This is a genomic window from Cypionkella aquatica (assembly GCF_030161095.1).
Classification (GTDB): Bacteria; Pseudomonadota; Alphaproteobacteria; order Rhodobacterales; family Rhodobacteraceae; genus Cypionkella; species Cypionkella aquatica.
The window spans coordinates 324,121-345,433 of record NZ_BSPP01000010.1 but is presented as its reverse complement, the minus strand read 5'-3'; the positions used below and the strand labels follow the sequence as shown (position 1 = coordinate 345,433).

22 protein-coding genes are annotated in these 21,313 nt (G+C 61.7%); 16 read left to right on the top strand and 6 right to left on the bottom strand.

From position 1 onward, the window contains the following. Nucleotides 1-4 precede the first annotated feature (4 nt). Together QQJ98_RS14605 and QQJ98_RS14600 are read right to left on the bottom strand one after the other, a co-directional pair. On the bottom strand, nt 5-1,114 hold the full coding sequence (locus QQJ98_RS14605) for a 3-hydroxyacyl-CoA dehydrogenase (RefSeq protein WP_284326082.1): 1,110 nt from the start codon (nt 1,112-1,114) through the stop codon (nt 5-7). Further along, entirely contained in the window at nt 1,114-1,872 is a 759-nt protein-coding gene (locus QQJ98_RS14600; RefSeq protein WP_284326081.1) for an enoyl-CoA hydratase-related protein, read from the bottom strand. The genes QQJ98_RS14605 and QQJ98_RS14600 overlap by 1 nt, the downstream gene beginning before the upstream one ends. Before the next feature lie 105 nt (nt 1,873-1,977). Between QQJ98_RS14600 and QQJ98_RS14595 the strand changes: the two genes are divergently transcribed. The 9 genes from QQJ98_RS14595 to QQJ98_RS14555 all read left to right on the top strand — a co-directional run bounded on the left by QQJ98_RS14595 (nt 1,978) and on the right by QQJ98_RS14555 (nt 10,347). After that, nucleotides 1,978-4,260 (top strand): bifunctional salicylyl-CoA 5-hydroxylase/oxidoreductase, encoded by a 2,283-nt coding sequence (locus QQJ98_RS14595; protein WP_284326080.1) that lies wholly within the window; start codon nt 1,978-1,980, stop codon nt 4,258-4,260. Beyond that, nucleotides 4,257-4,997, top strand: coding sequence for an SDR family NAD(P)-dependent oxidoreductase (locus QQJ98_RS14590; RefSeq protein WP_284326079.1), 741 nt, complete (start codon nt 4,257-4,259; stop codon nt 4,995-4,997). Before QQJ98_RS14595 ends, QQJ98_RS14590 begins: the two co-directional genes overlap by 4 nt. Next, nucleotides 4,994-5,422 (top strand): MarR family winged helix-turn-helix transcriptional regulator, encoded by a 429-nt coding sequence (locus QQJ98_RS14585; protein WP_284326078.1) that lies wholly within the window; start codon nt 4,994-4,996, stop codon nt 5,420-5,422. The genes QQJ98_RS14590 and QQJ98_RS14585 overlap by 4 nt, the downstream gene beginning before the upstream one ends. After that, entirely contained in the window at nt 5,419-6,228 is an 810-nt protein-coding gene (locus QQJ98_RS14580) for an enoyl-CoA hydratase family protein (protein WP_284326077.1), read from the top strand. The genes QQJ98_RS14585 and QQJ98_RS14580 overlap by 4 nt, the downstream gene beginning before the upstream one ends. Nucleotides 6,229-6,291: 63 nt before the next feature. Then, nucleotides 6,292-7,428: an acyl-CoA dehydrogenase family protein gene (locus tag QQJ98_RS14575; RefSeq protein WP_284326076.1), complete on the top strand. Its 1,137-nt coding sequence runs from the start codon at nt 6,292-6,294 to the stop codon at nt 7,426-7,428. Between the two features lie 35 nt (nt 7,429-7,463). Continuing rightward, the gene (locus QQJ98_RS14570; RefSeq protein WP_284326075.1) at nt 7,464-7,913 is read left to right on the top strand and encodes a cupin domain-containing protein; all 450 of its coding nucleotides are present in this window, start codon (nt 7,464-7,466) and stop codon (nt 7,911-7,913) included. Between the two features lie 3 nt (nt 7,914-7,916). Next, entirely contained in the window at nt 7,917-8,327 is a 411-nt protein-coding gene (locus tag QQJ98_RS14565; protein WP_284326074.1) for an acyl-CoA thioesterase, read from the top strand. Beyond that, complete coding sequence (locus tag QQJ98_RS14560; protein WP_284326073.1) at nt 8,324-8,728, top strand: RidA family protein; 405 nt, start codon at nt 8,324-8,326, stop codon at nt 8,726-8,728. Before QQJ98_RS14565 ends, QQJ98_RS14560 begins: the two co-directional genes overlap by 4 nt. Next, nucleotides 8,728-10,347, top strand: coding sequence for an AMP-binding protein (locus QQJ98_RS14555; RefSeq protein ID WP_284326072.1), 1,620 nt, complete (start codon nt 8,728-8,730; stop codon nt 10,345-10,347). Before QQJ98_RS14560 ends, QQJ98_RS14555 begins: the two co-directional genes overlap by 1 nt. Before the next feature lie 187 nt (nt 10,348-10,534). Here QQJ98_RS14555 and QQJ98_RS14550 read toward each other — a convergent pair whose 3' ends face one another. Further along, entirely contained in the window at nt 10,535-10,708 is a 174-nt protein-coding gene (locus tag QQJ98_RS14550) for a hypothetical protein (protein ID WP_284326071.1), read from the bottom strand. Between the two features lie 177 nt (nt 10,709-10,885). Between QQJ98_RS14550 and QQJ98_RS14545 the strand changes: the two genes are divergently transcribed. The 4 genes from QQJ98_RS14545 (at nt 10,886) to QQJ98_RS14530 (ending at nt 15,213) form a co-directional block, all read left to right on the top strand. After that, the gene (locus tag QQJ98_RS14545; RefSeq protein ID WP_284326070.1) at nt 10,886-11,857 is read left to right on the top strand and encodes a hypothetical protein; all 972 of its coding nucleotides are present in this window, start codon (nt 10,886-10,888) and stop codon (nt 11,855-11,857) included. 112 nt (nt 11,858-11,969) lie between these two features. Continuing rightward, nucleotides 11,970-12,617 carry a protein-L-isoaspartate O-methyltransferase family protein gene (locus QQJ98_RS14540; RefSeq protein WP_284326069.1) on the top strand — a complete coding sequence of 216 codons (648 nt, stop codon included), beginning with the start codon at nt 11,970-11,972 and terminating at the stop codon, nt 12,615-12,617. A gap of 51 nt (nt 12,618-12,668) precedes the next feature. Next, nucleotides 12,669-14,090, top strand: coding sequence for a TolC family outer membrane protein (locus QQJ98_RS14535; RefSeq protein WP_284326068.1), 1,422 nt, complete (start codon nt 12,669-12,671; stop codon nt 14,088-14,090). Between the two features lie 190 nt (nt 14,091-14,280). Further along, nucleotides 14,281-15,213: a hypothetical protein gene (locus tag QQJ98_RS14530; protein WP_284326067.1), complete on the top strand. Its 933-nt coding sequence runs from the start codon at nt 14,281-14,283 to the stop codon at nt 15,211-15,213. A gap of 146 nt (nt 15,214-15,359) precedes the next feature. On the opposite strand, the gene QQJ98_RS14525 is transcribed toward QQJ98_RS14530, so the two are convergent. Beyond that, on the bottom strand, nt 15,360-15,686 hold the full coding sequence (locus QQJ98_RS14525) for a DUF6280 family protein (RefSeq protein ID WP_284326066.1): 327 nt from the start codon (nt 15,684-15,686) through the stop codon (nt 15,360-15,362). A 214-nt stretch (nt 15,687-15,900) separates the two neighbouring features. Here QQJ98_RS14525 and efp point away from each other — a divergent pair, with 214 nt between their 5' ends. After that, nucleotides 15,901-16,464, top strand: coding sequence for an elongation factor P (gene efp, locus QQJ98_RS14520; protein ID WP_284326065.1), 564 nt, complete (start codon nt 15,901-15,903; stop codon nt 16,462-16,464). Nucleotides 16,465-16,537: 73 nt separating this feature from the next. Further along, complete coding sequence (locus tag QQJ98_RS14515; protein WP_284326064.1) at nt 16,538-17,353, top strand: inositol monophosphatase family protein; 816 nt, start codon at nt 16,538-16,540, stop codon at nt 17,351-17,353. A gap of 77 nt (nt 17,354-17,430) precedes the next feature. Here the strand turns inward: QQJ98_RS14515 and ygfZ are convergent, their stop codons facing one another. Together ygfZ and QQJ98_RS14505 are read right to left on the bottom strand one after the other, a co-directional pair. After that, nucleotides 17,431-18,180 (bottom strand): CAF17-like 4Fe-4S cluster assembly/insertion protein YgfZ, encoded by a 750-nt coding sequence (gene ygfZ / locus QQJ98_RS14510; RefSeq protein ID WP_284326063.1) that lies wholly within the window; start codon nt 18,178-18,180, stop codon nt 17,431-17,433. Between the two features lie 3 nt (nt 18,181-18,183). After that, nucleotides 18,184-19,926 (bottom strand): ABC transporter ATP-binding protein, encoded by a 1,743-nt coding sequence (locus QQJ98_RS14505; RefSeq protein ID WP_284326062.1) that lies wholly within the window; start codon nt 19,924-19,926, stop codon nt 18,184-18,186. Between the two features lie 168 nt (nt 19,927-20,094). On the opposite strand from QQJ98_RS14505, the gene QQJ98_RS14500 reads away from it, so the two are divergent. Continuing rightward, nucleotides 20,095-21,303 carry a pyridoxal-phosphate-dependent aminotransferase family protein gene (locus QQJ98_RS14500; protein ID WP_284326061.1) on the top strand — a complete coding sequence of 403 codons (1,209 nt, stop codon included), beginning with the start codon at nt 20,095-20,097 and terminating at the stop codon, nt 21,301-21,303. Nucleotides 21,304-21,313 lie beyond the last annotated feature (10 nt).

Genomic DNA, 21,313 nt, shown 5'->3' with positions numbered 1-21,313 from the left:
GGATTCACCGGATGAGAAAGGGAGCAGGGGCATAGCGGGGTTGCAGCGGGGCGGGTGCTTTGACGGCAAGGGTTTGCAGGGTGGCGAGGACTTTGGGCGCGGTGTGAAGCTCAAGCGCCTCAAACGGGCCGCGCGGGAAGTTCAGGCCCAGTTTCATCGCCGTATCAATGCCTTCGGGCGTGGTGCCGCCTTCGGCCAGCAGCCAAGCGGCTTCGTTGATCAGGGTGGAGTCGATGCGCAGGGCGATTTCCGCGTTGGCTTTGGGTTCGGTTTTCGCGGGGTGGATGAAGCCTTGGCCGGATTTGCGGCCCAGATGGCCAGAGGCGACTTGGGCTTTGAGGGCTGGGAAAACCCGGTAGCGCGGGTGGTTTTGCATCGCGGCGGACAAGCCTTCGGTCGCGGCAAGATTGATGTCGGCACCGATCAGGTCGATCAAAGCGAAGGGGCCAAGGCGGTATCCGGCGGCCATCATCGCGGCGTCGATCTCGGCGGCGGGGTGGCCCTCTTCCAGGAGGGCGAGGGCCTCGCCGTAATAGGGGCGCGCACAGCGGTTGACGATGAAGCCGGGGCGGTCGGGGCATTGGATGACGGTTTTGCCCGCAGCTTCGGTGATTTGGCGGGCGAGCGTCAGCGCTTGCGCCGAGGTGCCTGCATGGGGGGCGAGTTCGACCAGCTTCATCGCTGTGGGCGGGTTGAAGAAGTGCAGGGCGAGGATGCGCTCGGGGTGTTTTGCCGTGGCGGCGATGGTTGCCACCGGGATAGACGAGGTGTTGGTGGCGAGGATCGTGGTGGCGGGGACGACCGCTTCGAGGCTGGCGAACAGCGATTGTTTGGCGTCTGCGCGCTCGACAATGGCTTCGATGATCAGGGTGCAAGCGGCGAAATCGGCGAGCGTATCGGCGATCTGCAGGTTGGCAAGAGTGGCGTCACGGGCCTCGGTGGTGAGTTTTCCGGCAGTGATGCGGGATTGCAGCGCATCTGCCATGCGGTGCCGCGCGGTTTCGCGGGCAGGCGCGTGGGCGTCGGTGGCGATGGTGGGAAAGCCCGCTTGTGCAAAAACCTGCGCGATGCCGAGGCCCATGGTGCCGAGCCCTATGATGCCGATGCTGTGCATTACGCGCCCTTGAAATCGGGTTTGCGTTTGGCGCGGAAGGCGGCGATGCCTTCGGCTTTGTCGGCAGTGTCCATCAGCGATTCAAAGGCGGCGCGTTCTTGCGGGAAGGCGCGTTGGGCTTCGTCGCCCGTCACCAGCGCGGCTTTGGCGGCTTGCAGCGCAAGGGGCGCGCGGTTGGCGATTTTTGCGGTGAGGGTCATGGCTTCGGTGAGGGCGGAGCCTGTGCTGAGATAGGCGGCGAGGCCCCAGGCGTGGGCGGTTGCAGCGTCGATGATTTCGCCTGTCAGCACCATCCGGCTGGCGCGGGCGCGGCCGATCAGGGCAAGCAGGCGCTGCGTGCCGCCTGCGCCGGGGATCAGACCAAGGTTGGTTTCGGGCAGGCCGAGTTTGGCGGTCTCGCCTAGCACCATCAGGTCGGCCATCAGGGCCAGTTCGAGGCCACCGCCCAGGGCAAAACCGTCGACGGCGGCGATCAGCGGTTTCGGGAAGGCGCGGATGCTGGCCCAATGGGCTTTGCGGGGATCGGTGGCGGCCTCTGCGCTGGTTTTATGCTCGATTTCGCTGATGTCGGCGCCTGCGGCGAAATTGCCATCGGCGCCGTGGATCAAAGCGGCGCGGATGTTGGGATCAGTTGCGGCATCGCCGAGCACTTGCGCCAAGGCGGCTAAAGTGGCGGTGTTCAATGCGTTCTTGACCGCAGGCCTGTTCAGGGTGATTTGCAGCCAAGCGCCGTGATGGGTGAGGATCAGGTTTTCCATCGCTGCACTATGCGGCAGGGCGGGAAAATTTCAAGCGAGAAATTTCAAGCTTGAAATTGTTTTGAGGGGATGGCAGGCTGTCCTAAACGCATTGGAGGGATTGCCATGAAGGTTCTGTGTTTGGGCGGTGGTCCGGCGGGTCTGTATTTTGCGATCTCGATGAAGCTGCGCGATGCGGCCCATGAGGTCGTGGTGATGGAGCGCAACAAGGCCAATGATACCTTTGGCTGGGGCGTGGTGCTGTCGGATGATGCCTTGGGGCGGATGGCAAAGAACGATCCGGTCAGCACCGATGCCATTCGCAGCCAGTTTGCCTATTGGGACGATATTGCGGTGGTGCACAACGGCTTGCGCACGGTGTCGGGCGGGCATGGGTTTGCGGGCATTGGCCGTAAGGCGCTGCTGATCTTACTGCAAGCGCGGGCGCGCGAATTGGGTGTGGATCTGCGGTTTGAGACCGAGTTCAAATCGGCCGAGGAATATCGCCGCGAGTTTGATCTGGTGGTGGCGACCGATGGCTTGAACAGCCTTGTGCGGCGCGAATATGCCGATGTGTTCCAGCCCGATATTGATCTGCGCAAGTGCAAATTCGTCTGGCTGGGCACGCATGCCAAGTTCGACGACGCCTTCACCTTCATCTTCGAGAAAACCGAATATGGCTGGGTCTGGGCGCATGTCTATCAGTTCGACAAAGACACCGCGACCTTCATCGTCGAATGCAGCGCCGACACTTGGGAGTTGTGGGGCTTTGAGGCGATGTCCAAGGAAGAAACCGTGGAAACCTGCCGCAAGATCTTTGAGCGTCACCTTGGCGGCCATGATCTGATGTCGAACGCGGCGCATTTGCGCGGCTCGGCGGTGTGGATGCAGTTTCCGCGGGTGATTTGCGCGCAATGGTATCACGAGAATGTCGTGCTGATGGGCGATGCGACGGCGACCAGCCATTTCTCGATCGGCTCTGGCACAAGGCTGGCGTTTGATAGCGCGATTGCTTTGGCTGAGTATCTTCATTCCGAACCGAGCATGCAGGCGGCGTTTGAGCGCTATCAGTCAGAGCGGCGGGTGGAAGTTTTGCGGCTGCAATCGGCGGCGCGCAACTCGCTGGAGTGGTTTGAGGAGGTCGAGCGCTATCTCGATATGCCAGCACCACAGTTTGCCTATTCGCTGCTGACGCGTTCGCAGCGGATCAGTCATGAAAACTTGCGGATGCGCGATCCGGCTTGGCTGCGCAGCGCGGAAGATTGGTTTGCGGCGCAACATGGCGGCAAACCGGGGCGCGCGCCGATGTTCACTCCGTTTCAGTTGCGTGGCATGACTTTGGACAACCGCATCGTCGTCTCGCCCATGGCGCAGTATCGCGCGGTGGAAGGCACGCCGACCGATTGGCATTTCGTGCATTACGCCGAACGCGCCAAAGGCGGCGCTGGGCTGGTTTATACCGAAATGACCTGTGTGACCGCCAATGCGCGGATCACGCCCGGCTGTCCGGGGCTTTATTCTGAAAAGCACATGCTGGGTTGGAAGCGCATTGTCGATTTCATCCATGCCGAAACGCAGGCCAAGGTTTGCTGCCAGATCGGGCATGCGGGGCGGAAGGGCTCGACGCAAGTGGGCTGGGCGGATGCCGATGCGCCGCTGGTGTCGGGCAACTGGCCGCTGCTGAGTGCAAGCGCCATCCCATGGCAGACAGGCAATCAGGTGCCGAAAGCGATGGACCGCGATGATATGGACACGGTGCTGCGCCATTTCATCAAAGCCACCGAAATGGCCGAAGCGGCAGGGTTCGATATGATCGAATTGCACGCGGCGCATGGCTATCTGATCTCGTCCTTCATCTCGCCGCTGTCGAATGTGCGGGACGATGAATACGGCGGCAGCTTGGAAAACCGGATGCGTTATCCGCTGGAAGTGTTCCGCGAGATGCGGCGCTATTGGCCGGGACAAAAGCCGATGGCAGTGCGTATCTCGGCCAACGATTGGGCTGAAGGTGGCGTGACGCCAGCCGAGGCTGTGCTGATCGCTCAGATGTTCGCGGCGGAAGGCGCGGATATCATTGATGTATCGGCGGGCCAGACCTCGACCGAGGCAAAGCCTGTCTATGGTCGGATGTTCCAGACGCCATTCAGCGACCGGATCAAGAATGAGGCTGGTCTGGCGACAATGGCGGTGGGCAATATCACCGAGGCCGATCAGGTGAACCAGATCTTGCTGGCAGGTCGGGCCGATCTGGTCTGCTTGGCGCGGGCGCATCTGGCTGACCCGTACTGGACTTTGCATCAATCGGTGGCGCTGGGCGACACTGCGACAGCGTGGCCGAAGCCCTATTATGCGGGCCGCGATCAGGCGCAGCGATTGGCCCAAAAATCGGAAGGCGTGATCCGGGTATGACGCTGTCTGGCAAACGGGTTCTGATTACTGGCGGTGGCTCGGGCGCAGGCGAGAACCTTGCGATTGGCTTTGCGCAAGCCGGGGCCGAGGTGGTGATCGCCGGGCGCAGGCTGGACGCGCTGCAGGCGGTTGCGGCTGCCGCGCCGGGGATACGGGCGGTGCAGGCGGATGTGACGGATGAAGCCTCGGTTCGGGCGATGTTTCAGCAGGCGGGGCTATGCGATGTGGTGATCGCCAATGCGGGGGCTGCGGATTCGACGGTGATGGCGAAGACCAGTCTTGCGCAGTGGCATGTGATGATCGCAGTCAATCTGACCGGGGTTTTCTTGACCCTGCGCGACGGGCTGAACCAGATGCCGGGCTGGGGGCGGTTGATCTCGGTCGCGTCGACGGCGGGGCTGAAGGGCTATGCCAAGGTGGCACCCTATGCGGCGGCGAAGCATGGCGTGGTGGGGCTGACCCGGTCGCTGGCGTTGGAAATCGCGCGGCGTCCGGTGACGGTGAACGCGATATGTCCGGGGTTTCTGGACACGCCGATGACCGATCACTCGGTCGAGGTGATTGCCGAGAAAACCGGGAAATCGCTGGCCGAGGCGCGGGCAGTGCTGGCGGCGATGAACCCGCAGGGACGGCTGATTGCGCCTTCGGAAGTCACCGCGATGGCGTTGTTTTTGTGCGGGCCGGGGTCGGAAGGCGTGAACGGGCAGGCCGTGACGATTGCGGGGGGCGAGGTGTGAGCGAGCTTTCCAAGCGTCGGCTGAAGATGTGGATACGGATGCTGGGGGTGACGCGCGGCTCGGAAAGCCATCTGCGCGAGTTTTTGCGGGTGAAGCACGACACCACCTTGCCGCGCTTTGACGTGCTGGCGGCGCTGTATCGGCGGCGGGATGGCGTCACGATGTCTGAGTTGAGCCGGATGCTGCTGGTGTCCAACGGCAATGCGACGGCGGTGGTGGACCGGTTGGAAAAAGACGGTTTGGTGCGGCGCACGCAATCCGAGCAGGACCGCCGCACGGTTTTTGTGGCGCTGACGCCGGAAGGGCTGGCGCAGTTTGAGGGGCTGGCGGCTGATCATGAACGCGCGGTGGACCGGTTGTTTGGCGGTTTGTCCGAGGCTGATCTGGACGCGCTGACCGAGATTTTGAAAAGGATGGGCAAATGAAACTGGCAGATATCAGCCCTGTGCATTTTCTGTGGGAGGTCTCTGATCGCGTCGCCGTGCTGCGGCTGAACCGGCCCGAGCGCAAGAACCCGCTGACGTTCGAGTCCTATGCCGAGATGCGCGATCTGTTCCGCGATCTGGTCTATGCGGATGATGTGGATGTGGTGGTGCTGGCCTCAAATGGCGGCAATTTCTGCTCGGGCGGCGATGTGCATGATATTATCGGGCCGCTGATCGGGCTGCCGATGAAGGACTTGCTGGCGTTCACCCGGATGACCGGCGATCTGGTCAAGGCGATGATTTCCTGCGGGAAACCCGTGATTGCGGCAGTGGACGGTGTGGCGGTCGGGGCGGGCGCGATTTTGGCGATGGCCGCCGATATGCGGCTGGCGACCCCGGAAGCGAAATGCGCGTTTCTGTTCACGCGGGTGGGGCTTGCGGGCTGCGATATGGGCGCTTGTGCGATGCTGCCGCGCATCATCGGGCAGGGCCGGGCGGCGGAATTGCTTTACACGGGCCGGGTGATGACGGCGGCGGAGGGCGAGCGCTGGGGGTTCTGGAACGCTTTGCATGACAGCGCCGATCTGGAAGCCGAGGCGATGGTTCTGGCGCGGCGGTTGGCGGCGGGGCCGACGTTTGCGCATGGTGTGACCAAAACTCAGCTTTTGCAGGAATGGGATATGGGGCTGCTGGCGGCGATTGAGGCCGAAGCGCAGGCGCAGGCGATCTGTATGCAGACCAAGGATTTTGAGCGGGCTTATCGGGCGTTCGTGGCCAAGGAAAAGCCGGTGTTTGCGGGGGATTAAGGCGCTTTCGGCAAGCCCCGGGGCGCTGCCCCGGACCCCGGGATATTTAGGAACGGATGAAACATGGCGGATGAGAGTTTTCTGAGTTGGCCGTTTTTTGAGGACCGTCATCGGGCTTTGGCGGCGGCGTTGGAGGCTTGGGCTGGGGCAAATCTGCCGGTCGATCACGGCGATGTTGATGCGGCCTGCCGGGGTTTGGTGGCTGGTTTGGGTGCCGGGGGGTGGTTGCAGCACTCGGCCGCCGCTGCGGGCGAAAAGCTGGATGTGCGCAGCTTGTGTCTGATCCGCGAGACTTTGGCGCGGCATGATGGGCTGGCGGACTTTGCCTTTGCGATGCAGGGGCTTGGCATGGGGGCGGTGTCGCTGTTCGGCTCGGATAGTCAGCGGGAATGGCTGGTGCGGACGCGGGCGGGGACGGCGATTGCGGGGTTTGCACTGACGGAACCTGCCTCGGGGTCGGATGTGGCGGCGACCAGCACCACGGCCTTACGCGGGCAGGGTGGTTGGGTGCTGAACGGCGAGAAGACCTATATCTCGAATGGTGGCATTGCCGATGTTTATGTGATCATTGCGCGCACCGGGGAAGCGCCGGGTGCCAAGGGGCTGTCGGCGTTTTTGCTGCCTGCCGATACGCCGGGGCTGCGGGTGGTGGAGCGGATCGAGGTGATCGCACCGCATCCTTTGGCGCATCTGGCGTTGCAGGATGTGATTTTGCCCGAATCCGCGCTGATCGGGAAGGCCGGGGATGGTTTCAAGATCGCGATGTCGGTGTTGGATGTGTTTCGATCCACCGTGGGCGCGGCGGCTTTGGGCTTTGCGCGCAGGGCATTGGATGAGGCTTTGGCGCGGGTGAAATCGCGGCGGATTCAGGGGGCGGCGCTGTCTGAATTGCAGATGGTGCAGGGGCATATTGCCGATATGGCGTTGCAGATTGATGCAGCGGCCCTGCTGATTTACCGCGCGGCATGGGTCAAGGATCAGGGGGCTGCTCGGGTCAGCCGAGAGGCCGCGATGGCCAAGCTATACGCCACCGAGGCCGCGCAGAAAGTGATCGACATGGCGGTGCAACTGCATGGCGGCGACGGCGTGCGGCATGGCGTGGTGGTTGAGGCGCTTTACCGCGAAATCAGGGCTTTGCGCATCTATGAAGGTGCATCGGACGTGCAGCGGGTGGTGATTGCGCGCAGTATTCTGGGATAATTTGATAATTTTGTGTTCACTCAAGGAGGACTAAAATGGCAGATCTTGACGGCGGTATCACCGCAAATGGCGCGGCCTATCATGGCCGGATGCTGAACATCCTTGGTCAGCGGTATTTCCCCAAAGCCTCGTGCGACAGCACCTACAGCTTTGAGACCAACAGCGAGGCCGGGCAGTTTGTGCCTGTGCATATCCATCACACGCAGGACGAGTTCATTCTGGTGCAGGAAGGCCAGTTGGAGCTGAAGCTTGATGGCAAATGGCAGACCGCCCGCGCCGGTGATCTGGTGCGGATGCCGCGCGGAATTCCGCATGGCTATTTCAACAAATCCGACAAGCCGTGCCGTGCGCTGTTCTGGGTCTCGCCTGCGGGCAAGCTGGAGGCTTTGTTCGAAAAACTGCACAACATGACCGATATTCCCGAAGTGGTTGCGACCTCGGCGGCGCATGATGTGGATTTCCTGCCGCCCGAAGCCAACGACTGAGCCATGGTTTATCAGCGCCTCACCCAGATTGAGTTCAACCACTGCGACCCGGCGGGGATCGTGTTTTATCCACGCTATTTCGAGATGACAAACTCGGTCGTTGAGAACTTTTTCAACGATGTGGTGGGGCGCAGTTTTGCGTCGATGCACCAAAATGCAAGCAACGGGGTGCCGACGGTTTCGCTGACTGCGGAATTTGTCGCGCCCTCGCGGCTGGGCGATAAGGTGCTGTTTTCGCTGAAGGTCGAAAAGCTGGGGCGATCGTCGGTCAGCCTTCGCATCGAAGGCCACATGGGCGCGGAGGTGCGGCTGCGGGTGGCGCTGGTGCTGGTGTGGATTGATGGGATGAAATCGGCCGCTTGGCCGGATGCGATGCGGGAGCGCCTGCAGGCTTATATGGAGGACGCGGCATGAGCCATGAGATTTTGCACCCGAAAAACTGGAAAGCCGCGCGCGGCTATGCCAATGGCGTCGCGGCCTCGGGGCGGATGGTGTTTACGGGCGGATTGATCGGCTGGAACGCGGATCAGGAGTTTGAAACTGATGATTTCGTGGGCCAGGTCGAGGCCGCTTTGCGCGGTATTGTCGAAGTGTTGGCCTGTGCCGGGGCGGGGCCAGAGCATCTTGTGCGGCTTACTTGGTATGTGACCGACAAGCAGGAATACCTGAGCAACCTGAAGGGCTTGGGCGCTGTCTATAAAGCGGTGATCGGGCGGCATTATCCAGCGATGGCGCTGGTGCAAGTGGTGGCTTTGGTCGAGGACCGCGCCAAGGTCGAGATTGAGGCGACGGCCGTTATACCGGAGGCGATGTGATGTTGGGACCAACTGGACATAGCGACACCTTCACCCGTGACCGTTTGCCGCCTGCGGATCAGCAGCCTGAATATTTGCTGGATGGGTTTGACTACCCCGATTACATCAATGCTGCGGTCGAATTGACGGATCGCATGGTGGAAAAGGGCTTTGGCGACCATACGGCGCTGATCGGCAACGGTCGGCAGCGGACGTATAAAGAACTCACCGATTGGTCGAACCGCATCGCGCATGTGTTGGTTGAAGATTACGGCATAAAGCCCGGCAATCGTGTGCTTATTCGGTCGGCCAACAATCCGGCGATGGTGGCCTGTTGGTTGGGTGCGACCAAGGCGGGGGCGGTGGTGGTCAACACCATGCCGATGCTGCGGGCGGGCGAATTGGGCCAGATTGTCGATAAGGCCGAGATCGCTTTGGCTTTGTGCGATACGCGGCTGATGGAGGAATTGGTAGCTTGCGCCAAAACCTCGGGGTTTTTGAAAACGGTGGTCGGGTTTGACGGCACCGCGAACCACGATGCGGAACTGGATCGGGCGGCTTTGTCGAAGCCGGTGCGGTTTGTGGCGCCGAAAGTCGGGCGCGATGATGTGGCGCTGATCGGGTTCACCAGCGGCACCACCGGAGAGCCGAAGGGGGCCATGGCGTTTCACCGCGATATTCTGATCATCGCGGATGGCTATGCGAAAGAAGTGCTGAATGTTGTGCCAGAGGATGTGTTCGTAGGCTCGCCGCCTTTGGCGTTTACCTTTGGATTGGGCGGTTTGGCGGTGTTTCCGTTGCGCTTTGGCGCGGCGGCGGCGTTGTTGGAGCAGGCGACGCCGGGCAATATGATCGAGCTGATCCAGACCCATAAGGCGACGGTGTGTTTCACCGCGCCCACGGCCTATCGGGTGATGCTGAAGGCGATGGCTGAGGGGGCGGATTTGTCCAGCTTGCGGGCTGCGGTTTCGGCGGGGGAAACTTTGCCTGCCCCGGTTTATGAGGAGTGGATGGCGAAAACCGGCAAGCCGATGCTGGATGGCATTGGCGCGACCGAGATGCTGCATATCTTTCTGACCAACCGGTTTGAGGATCATCGCCCCGGCTGCACGGGGCGGCCAGTGACCGGGTATCAGGCGCGGATTGTAGGTGCGGATATGGCGGAATTGCCGCGCGGCGAGGTGGGGCGTTTGGCGGTGCGGGGGCCGACCGGGTGTCGGTATCTGGCAGATGTGCGGCAGGATAAATATGTCAAAGATGGCTGGAACCTGACCGGGGACAGTTTCTGGCAGGATGACGAGGGGCGGTTCCATTTTGCCGCGCGCTCGGACGATATGATCATCTCGGCGGGCTATAACATTGCGGGGCCAGAGGTCGAGGCGGCGCTGCTTGGCCATGCGGATGTGCTGGAATGTGCGGTGATTGGGCGGGCGGATGAAGAGCGCGGCCAGATTGTCGAGGCGCATGTGGTGCTGGCGCCGGGGCGGGAGGGCGATGCGGTGATGATCAAGGCGCTGCAAGATCATGTAAAGCGGGTGATCGCGCCTTATAAGTATCCGCGCAGCGTGCTGTTTGTGCAGGCTTTGCCGAAAACCCAGACCGGGAAAATCCAGCGATTCCGGCTGCGCGACGGGGCCTAGGGTTTCGCGTCGCGTGACGGTGTCATGGGTGGCTTTGCGGCGGTATCTTGCGACGGATTCTGTCCCAGCGGGGACAGACTTGTGTATTTGGGCGGATTATTGGGGCATTTTCCACAACATGTTGTGGTTTTTGCGCCCAATGGCTGTTTTGCGATTTGGATTTGGCACCGCGATTTTCGCAAGGGTTTCAGTGCAACTCTGTGCCTGCGCGTTGGATCGGCCAGCCCGGACGCGGCGCGGGGGCTGTGGGATGTTGTGCCGCCAGGTGCAATGCAGCGCACAGACTGGCCTCGCGGGTTTTCAAGCGGGCCAGAGTGGCGCGGATTTCTGACAGCTCGTCGGTCGGGCTAAGGCTTGGCATTGAAGGCTCCTGTAGGGGATCTGCTGCCTGAGTTTGCGGCTGTTTGGGTTAATCTTGGGTTTCCATCCAACGCCTGCTGAAAATTTATCTCGAACTGCCGTTGATAAATCTTCTTGCTTTGCGCGCGGTGCGGGCGAATTCTGAGCCTGTTGAGCGGCAATTTATTTGGAGATTTTCATGTGGGACTTTTCGATGTCGCAGGCTCTTGGCCTGATGCGGCGCACAGCGCCTTTTGTGCTGTTTCGGGTGATCGTCTATTTTGGCATCTCGGCGGCGTTTATTCTGGCGACGGGCACCGGGGCGGGGATTGGCTGGGGTGTCGGCGCGTTTGGCGATGGTGATTTTCAGGTCAGCTCGACCTTTTACGGTGGGCTGTTTGGCTTTGCGGCGACGGCGGGTGTGCTGTTTTTCGTGCGTGATTATATCCTGTATATCGTGAAGGCCGGCCATATCGCGGTGATGGTCGAGATCATGCAGGGCGGCGCGGTGCCGGGCGGGCGTGGGCAGATTGAACATGCGACGGCGGTGGTGAAGGCGCGGTTTGGCGAAGCCTCGGCCCTGTTTGCGCTGGATCGGTTGATCAAGGGGGTGGTGGGCGTGGTCACGGGATTGATCCAAGGCATCCTGAATTTTCTGCCGATTCCGGGCGTGGATCAGTTGATGGGGGTGGTGCGGGCGTATCTGAAAGTCTCGGTCGGGTTGGTCGATGAGGTGATTTTGGCGCATGGCATCAAGACAAAGGCGGAAAATCCTTGGGCCTCGGCGCAGGATGGGCTGGTGCTTTATGCGCAAAATGCCAGGCCTTTGATGATCAACGCGGCTTGGTTGACCTTGTTCAGCTATGCGCTGTCGTTCGTGGTGTTTCTGGTGATGTTGGCCCCGGCGGCATTGGTGGTTTACCTTTTGCCGGGATCGTGGTCGGCGGGGGGCTTTGTGTTCGCCATTCTGTTCGCTTGGGCGGTGAAGGCCGCGCTGATCGAGCCGTTTGCGATTGCCTGTCTGTTGCAGGTGTTTTTCAAAGTCACCGAAGGCCAGCAGCCCGATCCGGTGTGGCGCGCGAAACTGGACGGAGCCACTGACAAGTTCAAAGAGTTGGGCAGGCGGGCTTCGGGCTGGGTTGGTGCCAGATTTAGCGGCAGCGCAAGCTGACTGGCGGCCAATGCCGCATCACAATCGCCGCGCGGTTGCGATGGGGCGTTGCTCTGTCCGATCAGATGTGGCAAGAGGAAAGAGACGCAAACTAGACTGGTGAGTTTAGACGATGAGCGATTTTTCTGCCCGCCGCGTGACAATGGTCGATACTCAGGTTCGGCCTTCGGATGTCACAAAATTTCCGATTATCGCGGCGATGCTGTCGGTGCAGCGTGAGGCCTATGTGCCCCATTCCAAAATCGAAGCCGCCTATGTTGGTGAGAACATTGAGATCGGCGCTGGCCGTGTGATGGTCGAGGCCCGCACTTTGGCGAAGATGCTGGATGCGCTGGATGTGCAGCCCACGGATCGGGCTTTGTATATTGCGGGCGGTTTGGGCTATGGCGCGGCTGTCTTGGCGCGCATGGTGGCCTCGGTCGTGATGGTTGAGGCTGATGCCGGGCTGGCGGGGGCTGCGCAAGGCTCTTTGGGCGGGCAGGGCGTGGGCAATGTGTCGGTGGTGACGGGCGCGCTGGAGGCCGGGTCGGCTGGCAGCTATGACATCATCCTGATCGAAGGCGGCGTGCATGACGTGCCCGAAGCTTTGCTGTCGCAACTGGCCGAAGGTGGCCGGATCGCGGCGATTTACATGCAGGGGCCGCTGGGCTCGGTCAAGATCGGGCATAAGGCCGATGGTCGGGTCAGCTGGCGCTTTGCGTTCAATGCGACGGCACCGGTGTTGGCGGGCTTTGCCAAGGCGCCGGCTTTCGCGCTGTAAAAGATGGACGGGGTGGCCGGGCGTGATCTGGCCACTGACAACAAGCGCAAAATGCGCGAGCAGATATATGAGGTCGTGATGCAGAAGTTCTGGGCAGCAGTGGCGGTGACGGCAGCAATGGTGGCGGCCCCCGCCGCGCGGTCAGAGACTTTGGCGGATGCGCTGATCTCGGCTTACAAAACCTCGCATTTGCTGGATCAAAATCAGGCGGTGCTGCGGGCATCGGATGAAGATGCGGCGATTGCCTTGGCGCAGTTGCGGCCGGTGGTCAGCTTTGTGACGCAGGCCAGCTGGACCAAGCTGGATAACGCATTCAGAACCAGCGCTTTTGGCGGTGTGAGCGGGCCGTTTTACACGGAAACCAAGGATGCCACCGTCGGCGTGACCGCTCAATTTGTGATCTATGCGGGCGGGCGCGGCAAGTTGGCGGTTGAGGCGGCAAAAGAAAGCGTGCTGGCCACGCGGGCGTCGCTGGTCAATATCGAGCAACAGGTGTTGCTGGATGCTGTGTCGGCTTATGTCAATGTGCGTTTGCAGGCCGAGATCGTGTCGTTGCGCGAATCCAACGTGCGGCTGATCAGTCAGGAATTGCAGGCGGCGCGCGACCGCTTTGATGTCGGCGAAGTGACGCTGACCGATGTGTCTTTGGCCGAAGCCCGCCGTGCGGCGGCGCAATCGGGTCTGGCTGCGGCGCAAGGCGCGTTGGAAGTGGCGCGCGAGCGGTATAAGGCGGCAATCGGCCATTACCCAAGCAACCTTTCCGGTCTGCCAAAGCTGCCTTTCGCGGCGAAATCGGAAGAAGCCGCGCGGGCGATTGCTGTGCGCAACCATCCCGTGATCATTCAGGCGGGGCACGAGGTGAAAATCTCGGATATCCGCGTCAAGATCGCGGAAGCGGCGTTTTTGCCAACGGTCAGCAGCCAGTTGTCGGTGACGGAAGACTGGCTGAGCGGCTCGGGCAACACGGTGGGATCGGTGACGTTCAGCGACACGATCTATCAGGGTGGCGAACGCTCGGCTTTGTATCGGCAAGCCTTGGCGGGCAAAGAGGCCACGGCGGCCGCGCAGTTGCAATCGGTGGTGAATGTGTCCGAAGCGGTGGGGCAGGCTTGGTCCAACCTGATGGTGCAGCAAGCCTCGATCCAGGCTGGCGGTTTGCAGGTGACGGCGGCGCAAAAGGCGTTTGACGGCGTGCGCGAAGAGGCCACCTTGGGCGCGCGCACCACGCTTGATGTGCTGAACGCCGAGCAGGAGTTGCTGTCGGCCCGCGCCGACAAGCTGCAATCCGAGGCCAGCCGCTATGTTGGTGTCTATCAATTGCTGTCCAGCATGGGCCAGTTGACCGCTGAACAGCTGAACCTTGGCATCCCGACCTTCGATCCGACTGCCTATTACAACGCGGTCAAATCGGCGCCGCTGACCTCGACCCGCGGCAAGAAGCTGGACAAGATTTTGAAGAAGATCGGCAATTAAGTCGGTTCTGATCGGTCTGATTTTCAAGCGGCCCCTGCCCGGATGCGGTGCGGGGGCCGTTTTCGTTAAACTGCTTGGCACTCTATCCGCTTGATCGTTCTGGGTATTGCGCCAATTCCTTGTCATGGCCGGGTTCTGTCGCTACACTGGAGACGAATAACAAAGTTTGAAATGCGTAGGGCAGCGTTTGATGTCAGAGCCGTTGAGTTCGACCGAGATTGAGGATGTGTTGTCGTCTATTCGCAGGCTGGTGTCCGATGACATGCGGCCAAGCCCGCGTGCGGTGGCGGTGGGTGACAAGCTGATCCTGACGCCCGCGCTGCGCGTGGTGCAGGCTGAGGTTGGGGCAGAAGGTGCGGTGACGCGGCCAGCGGAAGCGGCCGTTGCGCAGACCCCAGTCGCGGAAGCGCCGATGGCTGAAATGGTGCCGCCGTTGGCACAGACGACGGTGCTGATGCCCGCGCCGGATGCGATGCCGATGTTCGTGGCCGTGCCGCGCGTGCATTTGGGCGAAGAAGAGCCGTTGGCTGTGGGTGGCGCGCAGCATGGCGGTGGTCGTGATCTGGGCGGTGTGGTGGCCAGCGTCGGTGCGGCGGTCGATGCCGCCCCCGATGATTGGGAGGCCGAGATCGGCGACACCGCGCCGCAGACGCAAGATGTGCTCGGCAATCCGTGGTCGATGCCACAAGAGGATGCAGGCGATTTTGGCGAGGCTTTGGCCGAAGACGCAGCACAGCGCCATGACCATTTTGAATATGAGGCCGAGACTGCCGCTTTGGATATGCCGGGTTGGGCGCAGCAGGATGGCTCGGATGAGAGTGACGCACCCGCTGTGGCGCTGCATGGCACGGTCGAACCTGATCCGATCTGGGCAGATGAAGCCGAAGCCAGCGTGATCGCCGAATTGGCTGAACCTGACCCCCGCAGCGACGATGCGATGGCGTCTGAGGAAGATGAGTTCAATCTTGGCATGCGGTTTGACGAGGATGTGCTGCGCGAATTGGTGCGTGACATGCTGCGCGAAGAATTGGCGGGCAAGATGGGCGAACGCATCACCCGCAACATCCGCAAACTGGTGCGGGCAGAAATCGCGCGGGCCTTGGCGGCGCAAGAGTTTGAATAGCGCTTTTTGAACGGCTTATGTGCCTTTGACAGTGCCAGTTCGGACGCGCCGCAGCCAAGATACCACATAAAAAACGCGCCCTAGGGCGCGTCTTTTTATCAATTCACTGCTTGGTCTGGCGCAGCTTAAACTGTCACAGCGCGGGCTTATGCAGCCTCGGCATGCTCCAACTCCAGCGCGTGACGGCGCTCGGATTCTTCGCGCGACAATGCCACCGAAGTGCGCACGCCTTTGGAGACGAATTCCATCAGGCCCTTGACCACACGCTCGTTCGGGTCGATGCCCGAACAGGACAAAACTTCACGCCCATCGCGCGACCGCGCCCAACGCGCAATCTGATCAGGGCCGTTGCCGTATTTCTTGTCGTCTGCAATGGCATCATCCAAAGCAGCCAAAACCACCGCCGCAAAAAGCTTGCGCGCCCGCTGGCCTTGCTCAAAGTTGAAGGCTGTGCTGTCAACCGTATCGAACATCACATCGTCCTTTTTCTTGCTCTTGTCTTTCCGTAACTTCCGCGCTTGTAACGTTTTGATAACGATTCGGGGGGCTAAGTTTTGCATACCTAAGTTGCGGTGCGCGCATAGCTTGGAAAACATCCTACTGTATCTAGTCGTCTTGCTTGGCGGTCGAACCCGATATATAGGGGGCGCTTAACTCATTTCAACCTTTTGACAAGGTTTTGCCACAATGCCGAAGATAAACGGAAACGAAATCAAGCCGGGCACCATCATTGAACACGATGGGGGGCTTTGGGCCTCGGTCAAGGTCAACCATGTCAAACCGGGCAAGGGTGGGGCTTTCGCTCAGGTAGAGCTGAAAAACCTGCGCGACGGGCGCAAGTTGAACGAGCGGTTCCGGTCGGAAGACAAGGTCGAAAAGGTCGAGCTGGAGAATAAGGACCAGCAATTCCTGTATGAGACCGACGGGCGCTTGGTGTTCATGGATGCGGAAACCTACGAGCAAGTTGAAATTGATGCTGACCTGCTGGGCGACCGTCGGCCGTTCCTGCAAGATGGCATGACGGCGACCGTGAACTATTTCGGTGAAGAGCCGCTTAACGTCAGCCTGCCGCAAAAGGTAAAATGCAAGGTTGTTGAAACCGAGCCTGTGCAAAAGGGCCAGACGGCCACCAGCAGCTTTAAGCCGGCGATTTTGGACAATGGCGTGCGCATCATGATCCCGCCGTTCATCGGGCCGGATGAAGATATCATCGTGCATACCGAGCTGATGGAATATTCCGAGCGGGCATAAGTGCCGGGTTTGGTATAGATAAATTCAGGGCCGTCCTTTTGGGCGGCCTTTTGTTTGGCAGGGGGCGGATGCGATGGATCAGGTGTTGCAGGCGATGCGGGCGGCGGGCAAAGCGGTGGTGTTGCCCCGGTTTCGCGCCCTTGAGGTGGGCGAGGTCAGCCAGAAACGCGATTTTGCCGATCTGGTGACGGTGGCTGATACCGAGGCCGAGGCGATGATCGGCGCATTGCTGGCGCAAAGCTGGCCCGAGGCGCGGGTGCTGGGCGAAGAGGCTGTCGCGGCGGATCCGGGCCTGCGCGGGGCGATGGCGGGACCAAGGTGGCAGGTGATCGTGGACCCCGTCGATGGCACCTGGAACTTTGCCAAGGGGCTGGCGAGCTTTGGCATGATCGCGGTGGCGGTGCAGGACGGTGTGGCGCGCTATGGCCTGCTGTATGATCCGCTGTGCGATGATTGGGTCGAGGTGGTGGCGGGCGGGCCTGCGCGGTTTGTGCAGGCGGATGGGCGCGCAGCCCAGTTGCGGGTGTCTGATGTTGCGGACCCGGCGCAGATGTGTGGCTTTATTCCGGTGGGGCTGTTTGAGGCCACGCAGAAGCGGGCGGCGGTGTTGGCGGGGCTGGCGTATGGCCGGGTCACATCCTTGCGCTGTTCGTGCCATGAATATCGGCTGATGGCGCAGGGGCATGTGGAATTTGTGATCTCGGGGCCAGAGCCGCATCCGTGGGACCATGCGGCGGGGGTGCTTGCGGTGCAGGCGGCGGGCGGCGTGGCGCGGTTTCTGGATGGCGGTGCCTATGATCTGGCGCGGCGGTTCGGGGTGTTGGTGGTGGCCAATTCCGAGGCAACTTGGGCGCGGGTGGCGCGGGATTATGCGGCGCTTGCGGTTTGAGGTTTGGGCATAGGTTGAAAGGTCGGATGCCTCCGGCGGGGATATTTAAGCAGAGAGGATGAGGTATTGCGCAGGGATTACAGCGTGATTTTCGCGCTGCCTGCGGTGAGGTTATCGCTGCGGTCAAAGCGCAAATAGGCGATGGCTTTGTTGCCAGATTGGGTGAACAGGGTGCCTGCGGGTTTCTCGCCTTGCAAGATTGGGGTGCCGGGGGGGGCTGCGCCGTCGATGCTGACGGTGATCAGGCCCTTTTTCAGCTCGGTCTTGTGCTTCATCCGGGCGGTGACTTCTTGGCCGACATAGCAGCCCTTGCGGAAATCGACGCCGTGCAGGCGTTCAAAGCCGGATTCCAGCAGGTAGCTGTCATCGGGGATCAGCTCGATGCCGGACTCGGGGATGCAATGGGCGACGCGGATGGCGTCCCAGTCGATCTCGGGTGCGCCACCAGCGGCGCCGTAGCCGCGCCAACCAAGCGCCGGGTGGCGCGGGTCGGCGATCGCGCCGGGCGGGGTCGCGCCCAAGCCGCGCGCGACCTTCAGATCGCTGGCGGCAAATTGCACATCGGCGCGCAGGCGATACATTGAGAGGCGGCGGATGGTGGGTTCGGCAATGCTGTCTTTGATGTCCAAAAGCAGGCGGTCGCCTTGGGCGATCAGCAGAAAATCGGCGAGATATTTGCCTTGTGGGGTCAGCAGCGCTGCCCAAACCGCGCCATCGCCGCGCCCCAAGGGCAGCACATCATTGCTGACCATGCCTTGCAGGAATGTCAGCCGATCGGCCCCGGTGACGGTGTAGACGCGGCGGTCGGCGGCGGTTTCACCCAGCATGATCTAGTCCTTGAATTGCAGGCGGTAGAGCCCGGCATAAAGCCCGCCCTGTGCCAGAAGTTGGTCATGCGTGCCGGTTTCCGCAACCCTGCCGTGATCCATCACCACGATTTTGTCGGCATCGCGCACTGTGGCCAAGCGGTGGGCGATCACCAATGTGGTGCGGCCCAAGCTGCCCAAAGCCAAGGCCCCCGCGACCACCGATTCAGATTGGGCATCCAGCGCCGAGGTGGCTTCATCCAACAGCAGCACCGGGGCGTCCTGCACCAGCGCGCGCGCAATCGCGACCCGCTGCCGCTGACCGCCCGACAAGGCCGAGCCGCGCGGCCCGACCGGGGTTTGCACTCCGCGCGACAGGGCTGGCAGAAAGTCCACCACATGGGCGGCTTGCAGCGCGCGTTCCAGCGCATCGGGATCAACCGCGCGGCCAAGGGCGATATTCTCAGCCAACGTCTCATCAAACAGCGCGGAATCCTGGGTCACGGTGGCAAAGAGCGCGCGCTGATCGGCCAGCGACATCTGCGTGGTTGTGGCACCGCCGATCAGTATAGCACCCGAAGCGGGTTCCAGCAGCCCGGTCAGCAGATGAAACACCGTGCTTTTGCCCGCGCCTGACGCGCCGACAAGGGCGGTGGTTTTGCCAGCCTCGGCAACAAAGGACAGCCCGTGCAGCACCGCTTGGTCGCCATGCGCGAAGGTCACATTGTCAAAGCGGATTTCGGGTGGACCTGCGGCGGGCACGGTGCCGCTGATCTGCGGGCGCGGATAGGCGGGGCGGGAGTCGAGCAGGGCATAGATCCGCTCCAGACTGGCGGAGGCGACTTGCCAAGTGCCAGACATTTCCCCCAGACGGCGCAAAGGCTGGAAGGTCAGCGACATTGCGGTGAAAAACGACATGAAATCGCCGGTGGTGCGCTGGCCCGAGGAAATCTCATCCCCTGCCATCAGCAGCACGGCGAAAAAGCCAAGGCCCGTCACCAGATCAATCATCCCCGGCATCAGGCTGCGGCCAAACACCGAACGCACTTCGGCGCGGCGGATGGTTTTCAGCACGTTGCGAAAGCGGGTGGTCTGGTAATCTTCCATCCGGTTCAACTTAACTGCGTTGATGCCGTGAAAAATCTCATCGAGCCGGGTGGCGCGTTGGCCGGCTTGCTCGCGCAGTTCGCGCGATTTGCGCCGCACATAGCGTTGCAGGAGGGCGGCGGGCAGGATCAGCAAGGGTGCGCCGATCAGCGCCGCCAGCGTCCAGCGCAGATCAATCGAGACCGCGACCGCCATCAGCGCCACCAGCCCCAACAGATCGCGGCCGATGCCGGTGACCAAAGCGCTCCAGATGCCTTGCACGGCGGCGGTGTCGCCTTGCACGCGCTCGATCAGCACGCCGGGCGGGTTGGTTTGAAAAAATGGCGCGTCCAGCGTCAGGATATGGCGCAAAAGATCAGATTGCATCGCGGCCGAGACTTTTTGCGAGATCGACCAGATCAAGGTCCGCGACACCACCACCGTGAAGGCGCGTGCGGCGAACAGACCGAAGATGGCGAACCCCACACCATAGAGCGCGGTTTCGCCGCCGGGGGTGAAGACGACGTCGAACAAAGGCTTCAGCAGGTAGGACAGGCCGCCAAGCGCGCTGCCTTCGACGATCATCAACAGCAGGCACAACAGGATGCCCCAGCTGTGCCGATGGATATAATTCGCCCAAAAGCGCCGGAACAGGCTGGGGTTGGCGGAGGCTGCGGACAAAGGCGAGGCTTTCGGTTGCGCGTCGGTTGGGGGCTGGCGTTGCTTTGGTCTAGCTTGCGCGTCGGCCAAGGGCAAGCGTGGTGGGGCAGCAACGGCGGTGTGGCGGCTGGCGATTGACGCGGCATCAGTGCCCCGATAGCCATGTGACGTCTATATCTGGAGCCTGACATGACCCTTGCCAACGGCCGCGCTTACCTTGCCATTCCCGGCCCTTCTGTGATGCCCGACAGGGTGCTTGCGGCGATGCACCGCGCAGCCCCCAATATCTATGAGGGCGATCTTTATGCGCTGGTCGACTCGCTGTGGCCGGATCTAAAGGCGGTGGCCGGGACCAAGGGATCGGTTGCGGCCTACATTGGCAACGGCCATGCGGTCTGGGAGGCGGCGAACGCCAATATGTTCTCACGCGGGGACAAGGCTTTGGTGCTGGCGACCGGGCAGTTTGGCATTGGTTGGGCCAATTCGGCGCGGGCGGTGGGCATCGAGGTCGAGGTGCTGGATTTCGGGAAATCCGCACCGATGGATATGGGCTTGGTTGAGGCCGCGCTGCGGGCGGATCCCGCGCACCGGATCAAGGCGGTGCTGACGACGCAGGTGGACACGGCCTCGACCATCCGCACCGATGTGGCGGCGCTGCGGGCGGTGATGGATCTGGTCGGGCATCCGGCTTTACTGGCGGTGGATTGCATTGCCAGTATGGGCTGCGATGAATACCGCATGGATGACTGGGGGGTCGATATCACGGTGGCCGCCAGCCAGAAGGGCTTGATGACACCGCCGGGCATGGGGTTCGTGTGGTTTTCCGACAAGGCGCGGGCGGCGACAGCGGCGGCGGATCTACGCTCACCCTATTGGGATTGGACGCCGCGCGCCGATGGGGCAGAGTTCTGGCAGCTGTGGAATGGCACTGCGCCCACGCATCATCTTTATGGGTTGCGCGAGGCGCTTACCATGATTTTGGACGAGGGTTTGCCTGCGGTCTGGGCGCGGCATGAGTGTCTGGCGCGCACGGTCTGGGCAGCGTTTGACTGCTGGTCTTCGGGCAATCCTGCCATTGGGATGAACGTGGCGGATGCGGCCCATCGTGGACGCTCGGTGACGGCGGCGCGGTTTGGCGCTCCGCATGCGACGCGGTTGCGGCAATGGTGCGAGCATAAGGCTGGGGTGACTTTGGGGATCGGGCTTGGCATGGCGCCGAGTTCGGACCCGGCTTACCATGGCTTTTTGCGGGTGGCGCATATGGGGCATGTCAACGCGCATATGACTTTGGGGGCTGTGGCGGTGATGGAGGCGGGGATGATCGCGCTGGATATTCCGCATGGTCCGGGGGCACTGGCTGCGGCGGCGGCTGTGGTTGCGGCTGGCGCGGGGGGGTGACCCTGTAGGA